Raw genomic sequence first — 13,605 nt, 5'->3', positions numbered from 1 at the left:
GCGCCCCGGTCACCCGGCGAACCGGTCACGCGCTCGGCTCTCCCCGCCGGGCCGCGTGCACGACGAGAGCCAGCTGCACCCGGTTCTCGACGCCGAACTTCTCGTAGACGTGCCCGACGTGCGTCTTCACGGTGGCCAGGCCCACGTACAGGTCGGCGGCGATCTGCGCGTTGGACGCCCCGTTCGCCACGGCGAGCGCGACCTCCCGCTCCCGCTCGGTCAGCAGGGCGAGGAGCCGGCGCTCCTCGGCTCCGTCCGGAGCGGTGCCGACCCCAGGCCCGGCCGGTCCGCCGCCCCGGCCAGCGACCGTCTGGCCCGAGCGGGGCCCGGCCGCGAACGCGATGACCCGGTCGAGCACGGACGGGGACAGGATCGAGCGTCCGGCCGCGACGGTCCGCACGGCCTGCACGAGTTCGTGCGGCGGGGTGTCCTTCAGCAGGAACCCACGGGCGCCGGCCTGCAGCGCTCCGAGCACGAGGTCGTCGCCCTCGAAGGTGGTCAGCACCAGGACGGCCAGGTCGGGTCGTCGGCGCAGTTCGCGTTCGGTGGCGACGAGTCCGTCGCACCGGGGCATCCGGATGTCCATGAGCACGACGTCGGGCGCGGTCGACGCGATGACGCCCTCGGCTTCGAGCCCGTCGCCCGCTTCGCCCACCACCACCAGCCCGTCGTCGCCGCTGAGCAGCATGCGGAGCCCGACGCGCACGAGCTGGTCGTCGTCGACCAGGACGACGCGGACGGGAGCGGTCACGGGGTCCACGGCAGCACCGCCTCGACCACGTGCACGCGTCCGTCGTCGCTGCCGGCGCGGAAGCTCCCGCCGACGAGACGGGCGCGTTCGGCGAGCCCGCGCAGGCCGTGCCCGGCCGTGTGCCCGGAGGCGTCCACGGGCGCGGGTCCGTCGGCCAGCGTGTTCGACACCACCACCCGGATCGCCGGGCCGGGGACGGTCTCGACGACGACGTCGACGAGCTCTCCGGGGGCGTGCCTGCGGGCGTTCGTCAGCGACTCCTGCACGATCCGGTAGGCGTGTCGCCCCACGGCCGTCGGCACCGCCGTGCCGTCGGTGTCGACGCGCGCCCGGACGGTCGCACCGCCGGAACGCGCCTGGTCGAGCAGGCCGGGCAGGTCGACGAGCGTCGGCTGCGGAGGCGCGGTGCCGGTCACCTCGTCGCCGCCGTTCGCCGCGGGGTCGCGCAACACCCCGAGGACGTCGCGCAGGTCGGTGAGCGCGGAGTGCGCCTCGGCCCGCACGACCCCGGCCGCTGCGGCGGTCTCGTCGGGGGTGAGCCCCGGGCCGCGGTACTCGAGCGCACCGGCGTGCAGCGCGACCAGGGACAGCCGGTGGCCCAGGACGTCGTGCATCTCGCGGGCGATGTGGGCGCGCTCCTGCTCGCGGGCACGGTCCTCGCGCAGCTGCTGGTCGCGTTCGAGCAGGGCCGCGCGCTCGCGCAGGGACAGCAGGAGCGCCCGGCGCTGTCCGATCCCGATGCCGATCGCGACGAGCAGGGCGATGCCGACGAGGCCGACGAGCATGATCTGCCAGAGCGGCATGTCATCGGCGGGGGGTGCCAGGACGACGTCGTAGAGCAGTGTGGCGCCGAGCAGCACCGCGCCGGCGACGGCGAGTTCCACGGCTCGACGCCGGGTGGCGAGTGACACGAGGGAGAGTCCGGCTGCGCCGACGGCCAGTGTCGACACCGAGCTGAGGGCACCGATGACGACGGTGATCACCAGCGGTGCCCGGTGCCGGAACGGCAGGAGGACGAGGGCGACCAGACCGGCTCCCACGTCGCCGAGGATCAGTGCGCCGACGTGCAGGTCGCTCCAGCCGCGGGTGTCCATCGACGGCCACACGAGCCCCGCGGTGAGGAGCCCGGTCAGGGCCGCGACGGCGACACGCCAGGTCTGGGACCACACACGCTGCCCGAGCGGTACGGCGGGGAGCGCGGTCGAGGTCATGCCCCGAGCCTAGGGAGCCGTCGGGACGAGCGGATCCGCCGAAGGTCGGAGCTGCCCGAGCCGCCTGACCAGGGGACCGTCCGTCTCAGACCGCGTCGACCAGTGCCCGCGCCAACGGGTGCCACGCACGGGACGACGGCCCGCTCAGCACCAGGGTCCGTTCGAGTCGCCGGGCCATCGGGATCATCACGAGGTCGGGCGGCAGCATTCCGCGGCCCAGGGTCGGCACGATCGACACGCCCTCGCCCCGCTGGATCATCCCGAACATCGTGCTCATCTCCCGCACCCGGTGGGCGTAGCGGAACGGGCGGCCGTCGAGCTCGTGCAGCTTCTGGATCTGGTACTCGCAGCCGCCGCCGCCCGCCACCAGGCCGTCCTCGTGCAGGTCGTCGAGGGTGAGCGCGGGCAGTTCGGCGAGGGGATGGTCGCGGCGGATCACGGCGGCCATCTCGTCCCGCGCCACGACCACGCCACCCGCGGGTGTCGGCGACGGGTCGACGAGCACGGCGGCGTCGACGGTGCCGGCCTCGAGCCACTCCGGCATCTCGTCGTCGTCGCCCTCGTAGACCTGCACGTCGACGTCCGGCAGGGTCACGGCCCACAGCTCGCGGAGCCGCGGTAGCAGGCCCTGGCAGACGGTGGGGACGGCGGCGAGGCGCACGGTGCCGCGCGCCGTGGCGGGCCGGACCACCGCCTCCAGGGCTTCGACCGAGGCGAGCACGCTGCGGGCGTGGGCCAGCAGGCGGTCGCCCAGCGGTGTGGCGGCGGCGACCGTGCCGCGGCGCACCACGGGGCCACCGACCTCGCGCTCGAGCCCGGCGACGGCGTGGGACACCGCGGACTGCCCGACGCCCAGGACGGTGGCCGCCGCGGTGAAGGACCCGGCGTCGAGCGTGGCGACGAACGCGCGCAGTTGCTGGACCGAGACGGTCATGCGTCCTCCTCATGTCGGCATGAGCCCCATGCGTTTGCCGCATGTCACTCGCTGGTCCGACACTAGGCCACGTGAACGCCCTCCTCTACGCCCTCGTCGCACTGACCTGGGGCTCGAGCTTCCTCTTCGCGAAGATCGGACTCGACGGACTCGCCCCGCAGCAGGTCGCCACCGTGCGGACCGTGCTCGGTGGGGTGACGCTCGTCGTGGTGCTCCTGGCGACGCGTCGCCGGTGGCCCCGGGAGCCACGCACCTGGGCGCACCTGGCGGTCGTCGCGGTGTTCCTCAACGCGGTGCCGTCGTCACTGATGGCGTGGGCCGAGCAGACGGTGCCCTCCGGGCTCGCGAGCATCTACAACGCGACGACGCCGATCATGACGCTGGCCGCGCTCGCGGTGCTCGTGCCGTCCGAACGGCTGCGCGGACGGCAGGTGCTCGGGATCGTGCTCGGCATCGTCGGGGTGCTCGTGCTGGTCGGCCCGTGGGACGTCCTGACCGACCCGGAGGTCCTGGCGAGCGTGCCGGGGCAGGTCGCGCTGCTCGGCATGACGGCGTCCTACGGCATCGGGCTCGCCTACCTGCGCCGGGTGGCCGTGGCGAGCGCGTACGACCCGGTCACGCTCGCGACGGTCCAGCTGACGCTGGCCTCCGGGATGCTCCTGCTGGTCGCGCCCGTCATCGCCACCGGTCCGGTGCAGCTGGACGGGAGGATCGTGGCCGCGATGATCGCGCTCGGTTGCGTCGGCACGGGGCTGGCCTACGCCTGGAACACCCGGCTCGTGCAGGCGTGGGGCGCCGGCCGCGCCTCCACCGTCACGTACCTGACGCCGGTGGTCGGGGTGGCGCTCGGTGTGCTCGTGCTGGGGGAGCGGGTGCGGTGGAACGAGCCCGTCGGCGGACTCGTCGTCCTGCTCGGGATCGCCCTGGCGTCCGGGGTGCTCCTCCGTCGGCGGGAACCTGCGGCGTCCGCCGCCTGACCGGGGCCTCCCCGACCGGTCCTTCGGGTCGAGCCTGCCTGACCGGTCCGCCGGGTCGAGCCGTAGGATCGGCGGTGACGACGACGAGGTCGTCGACGAAGACGGAGACCGGCATGCACGACACCCACACCACCCGCGCGACCGCGTCCGTCGCAGCCATCCTCGCCGAGTCGGCAGCACGCTACCCGGACGACGTCGCCGTCATCGTGGGCGACGTCCGTACGACCTACTCCGAGCTGTGGGCACAGACCCTGGCCTACGCCGGGGCGCTCCGCGCGCGGGGCGTGACCGAGGGGTCGAAGGTGGCGATGCTCGTGCCGAACGTCGCGGACTTCCCCCGCGTCTACTACGCCACCCTCGCCCTCGGCGCGGTGGCCGTGCCCGTGCACGCGCTGCTGAAGCGCCGCGAGATCGAGTACGTCCTGCGCGACAGCGGCGCGACGCTGCTCGTCTGTGCCGCCCCGCTGCTCGGCGAGGGCGCCGCCGGAGCCGAGCTCGCCGGGGTCGACGTCGTGACCGTGCTCGCACCGGCGACGACCGACGACGGGTCCGCGGCCGGCCCGGACCGGCTCGAGGCCCTGGCCGCGCAGAGCGAACCGCTCGACACCTACGTGCCGCGGCACCCGTTCGACACCGCCACGATCCTGTACACAAGCGGCACCACCGGCCAGCCCAAGGGTGCCGAAGGGTCGCACTTCTCGCTGCTCGAACAGGTCAACACCAACCTGATGACGACGTTCGACATGCACCGCGGGGACGTCCTGCTCGGCGCCCTGCCGCTGTTCCACACGTTCGGGCAGACCTGCACGATGAACACCGGGTTCCGGACCGGCGCGACGCTCGTCATGCTGCCGAAGTTCGACGGTGACACGGCGCTCGCCGCGATGGTCGAGCACGGCTGCGGCATCTTCATGGGTGTCCCGACGATGTACATGGCACTGCTCGACGCCGCGACACGGTCCGAGGCCCGTCCGACGCTCCGGTACGCGATCTCCGGCGGGGCCTCGCTGCCGCTCGCGGTGCTCGAGCGCTTCCAGCAGGTCTTCGACGCGCCGATCCACGAGGGGTACGGGCTGACCGAGACCTCGCCGGTCGCCACCTTCAACCACGTCGGGCAACCGCCGCGGCCCGGCACCATCGGCACAGCAGTGTGGGGCATCGACGTCGAGATCGCCGACCCCGAGGTCCGCGACGCGATCGTCATGCTGCCGCACGGCGAGATCGGCGAGCTCGTGATCCGCGGCCACAACCTGATGAACGGGTACCTCGACCGGCCCGAGGACACCGCCGAGGCCATCGTCGACGGGTGGTTCCGCACCGGTGACCTCGGTACGAAGGACGACGACGGGTACCTGACGATCGTCGACCGCACCAAGGACATGATCATCCGCAACGGCTACAACGTGTACCCGCGGCAGGTCGAGGAAGTGCTCGCCACCCACCCCGACGTCGCGATGGCCGCGGTGTTCGGCGTGCCGCACGCGGTGCACGGGCAGGAGGTCGAAGCCGCGGTGGTCCTGCACGCCGGCGCATCCGTCGAGCCGCAGGTCCTGGTCGACTTCGTCGCCGCCGAGATCGCCGCGTACAAGTACCCGCGGGTGGTGCACGTCCTCGACGCGTTGCCGCTGGGCCCGAGCGGCAAGGTGCTCAAGCGCGAGCTCGTCGACCGGTTCGGCGTCGAGGTGACGGCCGTTCCGTGAGCCCTGCCACGACCGCGCAGGCGCGATCCGTACGCTGACCGGGTGACCGCCAGCCGTACCCCGTCGACCGCGCGTCTGCTGTTCGCGTCGTCCCACCCCGGGCCCACGGTCACCGTGACCGTCCTCGCCGCGGTGATCGCCGCAGCCGTCGGACACCCCGTGTGGCTCGTGGTGCTGGTGGCGCTGACCGTCGTCGCGGGCCAGCTGTCCATCGGTCTGGCGAACGACTGGATCGACGCGGACCGCGACCGAGCCGTCGGGCGGAGCGACAAGCCCGTGGCCCGCGGACTCATCGCCGTCGGCACCGTCCGTGCCGCCGCGTACGCCACCGCCGGGATCGCCGTGGTGCTCTCGCTGTTCCTGGGGCCGGTCGCCGCCCTCGCGCACCTCGTGCTGGTCGCCGCGGGGTGGGCCTACGACGCCGGCCTGAAGCGTTCGGCGTGGTCGGTGGCGCCGTTCGTCGTCGCCTTCGGGCTGCTGCCCGTCGTGTCCGTCGCGGCCGGGCCCGAGGGGCAGTGGCCGGCGTGGTGGGCGATCGCCACGGGGGCTGTCTTCGGCATCGCGATCCACTGCACCAACGTGCTGCCCGACCTCGTCGACGACGCCGCGACCGGGGTCCGGGGCTTCCCGCACCGGCTCGGGCTCCGTGGCGCGGGGATCGTCGCGTTCGCCTCGCTCGTCGTCGCGGCCGCGCTGGTGCTCGGCGGACAGGTGCTCGGCGACGACCCCGTCCGGGGCCTCGGCGTCGTGCTCGCGGTCCTCGGTGCCGTCGTGGTGGCCGTGCTCGCTGTCGTCGGCGTCCGGTTGGTGCTCGCGGGGCGGGCATCACGCACCCTGTTCCGGCTGGTCATCGCGTCGTCCCTCGTGCTCGTGGTCGAGCTCGGCTTCGCGGGCGCGCGACTCGTCGCCTGACGACGCGGAACACGCTGCGCCTCCGCGCAGGCGCGCGTCTGCACGACTGCGCGCTGCGGGCCGGACGCGAGCCGTCAGGCCCAGCGCATCGCGTAGAGCCGGGCCAGGCCGTGCGCGGTCGGCAGGGACAGGGCGGTCCGGAGCAGCGCCTCCCGGCCGGTCGCCGTGACGGGGCCGAGCGGACGGCCCAGTGCCATGTTCACCTCGGCCTGCCGGGCCGCGCGTCGGGCGGCTGCCTGGCGGCGGGCGGCGTAGCCCGGCCACGGACCGGGGACGCCGGTGCGGACGGCACCCACCAGCAGGGGCGCCAGTTCGGCGACGTCGAGCCACCCGAGGTTCATGCCCTGCCCGCCGATCGGACTGATCTCGTGGGCGGCATCGCCGACGAGCACGACCCGGCCGACGCCCACCCGGTCGGCGGCGCGGCGGCGCACCCGGAAGCCGCTGGTCATCGAGCAGGTCGCGGGGTCCGGCACGACGCCGGTGCGCTCCGCGACGAGTGCGGCCAGGCGGTGGACGACCGCGGGGTCCGGCGTGCCCGTCCAGCTGCCCTCGGCCGAGGCGAACGCGTCGTCGTCCGGCACCAGGGCGACGTACCGGCGCCGCGCACCCGGCAGCGGGAAGGACTCGACGACGCCGTCCGGGCCGACGTCGACCAGCGCGGAGGACCGAGCCGACGGGGCCTCGGGATCGGCGAAGTCACCCATCACGTAGCGGTCCGGGTACTCGCGCCCGGTCGTGCCGATGCCGAGCAGGTCACGGACGGCGCTCCGGGCACCGTCGGCCCCGACGACGAAGGCCGCACGGACCGTCACGGTGCCGCCGTCCGGTCCGGTCCCGGTGGCGTCGACGTGGTCGGTGTGCCGGGACAGGGCGGTCAGGGTGGTGCCGGTCCGCAGGGCGCTCGGTGCGCTGGCCCGGAGCTGCTCCCGGAGCAGGGACTCGGTGCGGTGCTGGTCGAGGGTGGCCACGTACGGGTGGGTCGGCGACGCGCGGTCGAAGCGCAGGGTGCCGAGGGTCCGACCGCGGCTCCTGGCGACGCCGGCGTGCACCAGCGACGCCTCGGCGAGCACCGCGGTGTCCAGGCCGATCGCGGCGAACGCGTCGAGGGACGGTGGGTGGATGCCGATGGCCCGCGAACCGGTCGGCGGCTCGGCCCGGCGTTCCCACACTCGGACCTCGACGCCCTGCGCCGCGAGGAGTGCCGCCAGGAACAGTCCGACGGGGCCGCCGCCGACGACGAGGACGTCGACGCGTTCGATGGGCACGTCCGCGAGCCTACGGTGACCGTTCGCCGCGGCGTTCAGTGAGCAGAAGGCGTCCGGTCAGTGGGCCGTACTCGACGTCTTGTGCTCACTCGATGCGCTGCGCGGGCGCGGGCGCGGGCGCGGGCGTCGTCGCCGGTGCGGCGTGGGCTGCCGCACGGCGACCCGCTCGGACCCGTGCGCGGAAGCGCTCGACGGGGACCTCGACGGCGTAGGCGGCGCCGATCGACACGATCACCACCGCGCCGACCAGGCCGAGCGTGCCCCAGGGGCCGATCGCGAAGGTGCCGAGCAGCGCGATCACCAGCGGGTGCCAGAGGTACGCCGAGTACGAGACCCGGCGGCCGAACCACGACACCGGCGTCCAGGCCAGGGCGGCGGACACGGGGGAGCGGACCGAGACCAGCCCGCCGATCGTCACCGCCGCGATCAGCCCGGTCAGCGGCAGCACGATGCCGAACGTCGACGCGTGCTGCGTCCAGTCGTCGTCGATCCGGAGCAGCACCCCGACCAGCAGCACGAGACCGAGCCAGGTCGCCACGTGCCCGAGGACTCCGGCGGCCCGCACGCGCACCCGTTCGTCGTCGAGCAGCAGGGCGAGTGCGCAGCCGATCGCGAGCGGCACGACCCCGAGCACGGGCGAGAAGTAGACGTCGGGCGTGGCACCGCCGCTCGGGCTGCGGTAGCTCGCCCACGACGCCACCGACGCTCCGACGACCAGGACCCCGAGCCCCGCCAGGAGCCAGCGACGGCGGACCCGGAGTACGGCGAGCAGGACCAGCACCGGCGGCCAGACCAGGTAGAACTGCTCCTCCATCGACAGGCTCCACGTGTGCGCGAAGACGCCCTGCGACGTGTCCCAGAACGCGCGGAACAGGTTGCCCGTGTAGGTCAGCGCGATGAACGCCGCTTCGCCGGACGACAGCGAGGCGCCCTTGTAGTCACCGACCCAGTTCCAGAGCAGCAGCCCGACGACGACGAGCGCGAGCAGTGCCGGGTAGAGGCGGAGCAGCCGCTTCACCCAGAACGAGCCGAGGCGCACCCGCCCGGTGCGACGCCGTTCGCCGAGCAGCAGCGTCGTGATGAGGAAGCCCGACAGCACGAAGAACACCGTCACGCCGATGAAGCCGCCCTCGAACTGCGGCACGTGCAGGTGGTATAGGACGACGACCAGGATGGCGAGGGTCCGGAGCCCGTCGAGCGCGGGTGCGCGGTGTGTCAGCGGGGGTGGCGGAGCCTGCGGCGACCCGGCCTCGGAGTGCGCCGGGGTGGCCGTGCGGTGCTGTGGCTGCGCCTGCGTCGGCGCGTGGGTCAGCGTGGTCGTCGCCATGGTCCCTCCCCGCGCTGCTCGGTTGCGTGTTGCCGACCAGGGTCCTCCTCGCGGGTAAGAGGAGTCTCAACGAGCGGGGTGCACCAGGCTCGTCAGCGCCGACGTCGAACGACAGTGTCGACGTCGCATGACAGCGACATCGTCGTTCGTTGCACGCGCGCAATGTTGCGAAGCGCGCGCAGCGACGATGTCGCTGTCGTACGACAGCGTCATCGTCGTTCCGCGTCGGCCGGCCCCACGGTCCCGGCCACGCGTCGGCGCCAGCCCCGCGCACCACGCGCCAGCCGGGAGGCCCGTGGCCGGCCCGCACCGCGCCTCCAGGCCGTCGCGCCCCGCGTCCACCGCACGCACACCGTGAGCAGGAACGGTCGGGTCCGACGTGCGGACCCGACCGTTCCTGCTCACCAAGTGGAAACGCGCGCGGCTACTCGGCCTTCTGCAGCTGCCAGGGGTCCGGCTCGCGGTCGCCGTTCGGGCGCACCGGGCGCACGTCGCCGACGATCGGGATCGAGCGCTTCCGCATGAACCACACGTAGCGGACGAAGAAGTGCGTCAGGGTCGACATCCGGTTGCCGGCGCCGAGCAGGCTCGTGATGTGCACGAACACCCAGGCCAGCCAGGCGATCGGGCCGACCATCGTGATCCCGCCACGCAGCTGGGCGACCGCGGCGTTCGTGCCGATCGTCGCCATGGTGCCCTTGTCGAAGTACTTGAAGCGCTCGGTGGCCTTGCCCTCGAGCAGGCGCACGATCTGCCGCGCCGAGTGCCGTCCGCCCTGCAGCGCGGGCTGGGCGAGCTGGGCGAGGGCGTCGTCCTGCGCCGCGATGTCGCCGGCGGAGAAGATCCGCTCGGCGCCCTTCACGCTCAGGTCGTCGTTCACCTGGATGCGGCCACCGTGGGTCTGCGGCAGGCCCCAGCCGGAGACCTCCTTGTGGGCGGCGACGCCGGTCGCCCAGATCACCTGCGAGGCGGGGATGAACTCGCCGTCCGCGGTCATCACGCCGTCGCGCTTGACCTCGGAGACGCCGGTGTTCAGCCGCAGCACGACGCCTCGCTTGCGCAGCACCTTGGCGGCGTACCGGCGCAGGCGCGGGGCGAACGGCTTGAGCAGCTCGCCGCTGCGGTGCACGAGGGTGATCGAGATGTTGCCGCGTTCGATCTCCGGGTACGCGCCGACGAGCGCCTGGTCGCGGAGCTCGGCGAGCGCGCCGGCCATCTCGACGCCGGTCGCACCGCCACCGACGATCACGATGCGGATCTCGTCGGGGCCCTGGTTCGCCGCCGCTTCTTCGAGCCGGGTGAACAGCTCGTCGCGGATGCGGAGTGCCTGCGAGCGGGAGTACATCGAGTACGCGTACTCGTACGCACCGGGGGTGCCGAAGTAGCTCGTGTTCACGCCGTTGGCGAGGATCAGGTAGTCGTAGTGCAGGTGCTCGCCGTCGGACATCTCGGCGATGCGCTCGTCGGTGCGGATGCCGGTGAGCAGGCCGTGACGGAACTCGGCATTCGACTGGCGGGCCCGGAGCGAGCGGAGGAAGTACGTCACGTCGCCGGCGTTCAGGCCGCCCGTCGCCACCTGGTACATCAGGGGCTGGAACATGTTGTAGACGTGGCGGTCGACCAGGGTCACCCGGACCGGCGCATCGGCGAGCTCGCGCATGGCGGCCACACCGGCGAATCCACCGCCGACGATGACGACGTGCGGGCGGGTGTCCTGGGTCATGCTTGCTCCGGTGTTCCTCGGGTGCGGATGGTCACCATCGAGGGTACGCGCGGTTTGCCGGGGCGCATGACGGGTGGGGCTGGGAGGCCCGTGGTGCGTCCGTCAGGCGTCGAACCGACCGTAGGTGTTCAGCACGTTCCCCTTGCTCGTCACGGTGCTGTCGACCAGACGCAGGCGCGTGGGCGGATCGGTCGGTTCGAACAGTCGCCGGCCACGGCCGGCGATCGCCGGGTGGATCATGAGCTGCAGTTCGTCGAGGACCCCGGCGAACAGCAGGCTGCGGACGAGCGTGACACTGCCGCACACGGCGATGTCCGCACCATCGCGCTGCTGCAGGTCGCGCACGAACGCGGGGACGTCGCCGGGGATCCGCGTGCTGTTCTGCCAGGTCAGGTCGTTGCCGAGCGTGGTGGAGGCCACGTGCTTCTCGATCGGGTTGATCCACTGGCCGAAGGGGTCCTCCGGGTGGGCTGGCCACCACTCGGACCACTCCAGGTAGCTGTTCCGGCCGAGCAGCACGGTGTCGGTCCGGGCCATGAAGGCACCCATCGCTGCACCGAGCTCGTCGTCGAAGCTGTCGTACTGGAACTCGTAGGGGTCCTGCACGACGCCGTCGACCGACGTGAACAGACCGGCAGTGGTCTTCCGCATGGGACGGATCGTACCCGCCGGTCAGCTCCCGGTGCCGTACCCGGGGGCCTGGCCGGTGCCGTTGCCCGGGAACCGGTTCGTGCCGGGCACCTGCGTCGTCGACTGCGTCCGGTCCGCGCCGATCGCGTGGCCGATGGCGAACCCGACGCCTCCGCCGACGAGCAGCGCGGCGAGCCCGACGATCGCGGCGAGGAGCGGCCAGAACCACGGGGGCTTCGGGCCTGCGCTGCGGCGGTTCGTCGGGCTCGCGGCGCCGGCTGCGGCTCCGTACCAGGGGGTGGTGCCGTTCGGGGCGGTGGAGTCCCAGGCGCCCGGGGTCGTGGCGCCGGCGTCCGCGCGGCACGGCTGCTGCTGCTGCTGTTGCGGCGCGGGGGCGTCGAGCGTGGAGGTCGACGTCGGGGTCGGGGCGGCGCCCCAGCCGGTCGGCGTCGTCGCCCGGTTCGCCGGGTCGGAGCCGTCCGGTTCGTGGCCGTTGGTGGGAGTGGTGTCGCTCATGCCAGGAGTGCACACGGCGCGGCTGTGTGCAGCCGATGACGAGGCTGACCCGGTGCTGCGAACCGCCGCGTAGCCTCGGCTCGTGCGCGCTGCTGTGGAGACCGTCCGGATCGACGGGTTGCCCGTGCGCCTGCACACCATGGCGGCGCGAGAGCCGGTCCGCGACGACACCGACCCCACCGTCGTGTTCGTCCACGGCATCGGGATGTCGCACCGGTCCTTCGCCCGGTCGCAGCGCGCCGTCGCCGCCGAGCACCGCACGGTCAGCGTCGACCTGCCGGGGTTCGGCTGGCTGCCCGCGGCCGGTCGGCGGCTGTCGATCGAGGAGCTCGGCGACGTCGTCGTTCGGGCGGTCCGCCACCTGGTCGACGGCGACCTGGTGCTCGTCGGGCAGTCGATGGGTGCCCAGGTCGTGGTCGAGTCCGCCCGGCGCCACCCGGAGACCGTCGCGGCGATCGTGCTCGTCGGTCCGGTGATCGACTCCGAGCGGCGATCGCTCCCGCTGCAGGCGCTCGACCTGGGCCGCGACGGGTTCGTCGAGGGGGTCCGGATGAACGGCGTCCTGGTCACCGACTACCTGCGGAGCATGCGGCAGTACACGCGAGAGCTCGGACCGATGCTCCGCTACCCGACCGAGCAGACGATCACCGAGGTGACGCAGCCCGTCCTCGTCGTCCGCGGCACCCAGGACCCGATCGCGCGGCACGACTGGTCGGCTCGGGTCGCGGCCGCTGCGCCGAACGGCACCTTCGTGGAACTGGCCGGCCCGCACCACGTGCAGGAACGGCAGCCGGACGCCTTCGCGCGCCTCCTCGAGACGTTCCGCAGCGCCGAGCGCCTGGAGGGGCTGCGATGACCCGGCCGGCCACGTCGGGGACGGAGGCGGCGCGGACGGCGCGATCCGGGCCTCCAGGCCGTGTCCCGCTGGTGCGACGCGCGTGGTGGGCCGCACTCGACTGGGGGTACGCCGCCAGGTGGCAGGTCCGGAGCCTCGGCCCGACCACCGCGGACGACTACCGGACCGGCGCCGGGCAGCCCGTCGTCGTGGTGCCCGGCGTCTACGAGACCTGGCACTTCATGCGGCCGCTGATGGACGCGCTCCACGACCGGGGGCACCCGGTGCACGTGCTGCCCGTCCTGCGGCACAACCTGCGGCCCGTGCCCGACTCCGCGCGCGAGGTGATCGCGACCCTGGAGGAACAGGACCTGCGGAACGTGCTCGTGCTCGCACACAGCAAGGGCGGGCTGATCGGCAAGTACGCGATGACGCAGCTCGACCAGCACGAGCGGATCGACCGGATGGTCGCGGTGTCGACGCCCTTCGCGGGCTCGGTCTACGCGCGGCTCGCGCCGGTGCCGCACCTGCGGGCGTTCCGGGCGGCCGACCCGGTGCTGGCGGGGCTGGCACGGGAACTCGACGCGAACGCGCGGATCACCTCGGTGTACGGGGTGTTCGACACGCTCATCCCCGAGGGCAGCGAGCTCCAGGGGGCGACGAACGTGCGGCTGCCGGTGGGAGGGCACTTCCGGATCCTCGGCGATGCGCGGACGCGGTCGGCGGTGCTGGCGGCGGCGGACCCGGGTGGGGGCGGCGGCGGCTCCGGCCCCGGCGGTCTTTCGCGCTGAGCGACACGTCACGGGCCCGCGACGGCGTGA

Annotated in this window: 13 protein-coding genes; 5 read left to right on the top strand and 8 right to left on the bottom strand. The window is 73.4% G+C overall.

Features of this window, described 5'->3' with window-relative positions; translation table 11 throughout:
- Positions 1–25: 25 nt before the first annotated feature.
- From ORG17_RS14290 to ORG17_RS14280, 3 genes are all read right to left on the bottom strand, one after another.
- Positions 26–760, bottom strand: coding sequence for a response regulator transcription factor (locus ORG17_RS14290; RefSeq protein WP_214527433.1), 735 nt, complete (start codon positions 758–760; stop codon positions 26–28).
- Entirely contained in the window at positions 748–1,962 is a 1,215-nt protein-coding gene (locus ORG17_RS14285) for a sensor histidine kinase (protein ID WP_214527432.1), read from the bottom strand. Before ORG17_RS14285 ends, ORG17_RS14290 begins: the two co-directional genes overlap by 13 nt.
- Before the next feature lie 85 nt (positions 1,963–2,047).
- Positions 2,048–2,896: a LysR family transcriptional regulator gene (locus ORG17_RS14280; RefSeq protein ID WP_214527431.1), complete on the bottom strand. Its 849-nt coding sequence runs from the start codon at positions 2,894–2,896 to the stop codon at positions 2,048–2,050.
- 71 nt (positions 2,897–2,967) lie between these two features.
- Between ORG17_RS14280 and ORG17_RS14275 the strand changes: the two genes are divergently transcribed.
- The 3 genes from ORG17_RS14275 (at position 2,968) to ORG17_RS14265 (ending at position 6,485) form a co-directional block, all read left to right on the top strand.
- Complete coding sequence (locus ORG17_RS14275; RefSeq protein WP_083404362.1) at positions 2,968–3,873, top strand: DMT family transporter; 906 nt, start codon at positions 2,968–2,970, stop codon at positions 3,871–3,873.
- 113 nt (positions 3,874–3,986) lie between these two features.
- A complete protein-coding gene (locus tag ORG17_RS14270; protein WP_214527460.1) occupies positions 3,987–5,573 on the top strand; it encodes a long-chain-fatty-acid--CoA ligase in 1,587 nt (528 codons plus the stop codon).
- 42 nt (positions 5,574–5,615) lie between these two features.
- A complete protein-coding gene (locus ORG17_RS14265; RefSeq protein ID WP_214527430.1) occupies positions 5,616–6,485 on the top strand; it encodes a UbiA family prenyltransferase in 870 nt (289 codons plus the stop codon).
- Between the two features lie 74 nt (positions 6,486–6,559).
- Here ORG17_RS14265 and ORG17_RS14260 read toward each other — a convergent pair whose 3' ends face one another.
- The 5 genes from ORG17_RS14260 to ORG17_RS14240 form a co-directional block, all read right to left on the bottom strand.
- A complete protein-coding gene (locus tag ORG17_RS14260) occupies positions 6,560–7,753 on the bottom strand; it encodes an FAD-dependent oxidoreductase (RefSeq protein WP_301565319.1) in 1,194 nt (397 codons plus the stop codon).
- 85 nt (positions 7,754–7,838) lie between these two features.
- A complete protein-coding gene (locus ORG17_RS14255) occupies positions 7,839–9,080 on the bottom strand; it encodes an acyltransferase family protein (protein ID WP_214527429.1) in 1,242 nt (413 codons plus the stop codon).
- A 424-nt stretch (positions 9,081–9,504) separates the two neighbouring features.
- Entirely contained in the window at positions 9,505–10,803 is a 1,299-nt protein-coding gene (locus tag ORG17_RS14250) for an NAD(P)/FAD-dependent oxidoreductase (RefSeq protein ID WP_111032782.1), read from the bottom strand.
- Positions 10,804–10,905: 102 nt separating this feature from the next.
- Positions 10,906–11,454, bottom strand: coding sequence for a dihydrofolate reductase family protein (locus ORG17_RS14245; protein ID WP_214527428.1), 549 nt, complete (start codon positions 11,452–11,454; stop codon positions 10,906–10,908).
- A 21-nt stretch (positions 11,455–11,475) separates the two neighbouring features.
- Positions 11,476–11,949: a hypothetical protein gene (locus ORG17_RS14240; protein ID WP_214527427.1), complete on the bottom strand. Its 474-nt coding sequence runs from the start codon at positions 11,947–11,949 to the stop codon at positions 11,476–11,478.
- Between the two features lie 82 nt (positions 11,950–12,031).
- On the opposite strand from ORG17_RS14240, the gene ORG17_RS14235 reads away from it, so the two are divergent.
- Both ORG17_RS14235 and ORG17_RS14230 read left to right on the top strand, forming a co-directional pair.
- Positions 12,032–12,805, top strand: coding sequence for an alpha/beta fold hydrolase (locus ORG17_RS14235; RefSeq protein ID WP_214527426.1), 774 nt, complete (start codon positions 12,032–12,034; stop codon positions 12,803–12,805).
- A gap of 71 nt (positions 12,806–12,876) precedes the next feature.
- Positions 12,877–13,575 (top strand): esterase/lipase family protein, encoded by a 699-nt coding sequence (locus tag ORG17_RS14230; protein ID WP_214527425.1) that lies wholly within the window; start codon positions 12,877–12,879, stop codon positions 13,573–13,575.
- Positions 13,576–13,605: the final 30 nt, after the last annotated feature.

Source organism: Curtobacterium flaccumfaciens pv. betae, from assembly GCF_026241855.1.
GTDB lineage: Bacteria > Actinomycetota > Actinomycetes > Actinomycetales > Microbacteriaceae > Curtobacterium > Curtobacterium flaccumfaciens.
Note: the sequence above shows the minus strand (reverse complement) of the source record. Positions and strands in the feature narration are given on the sequence as shown.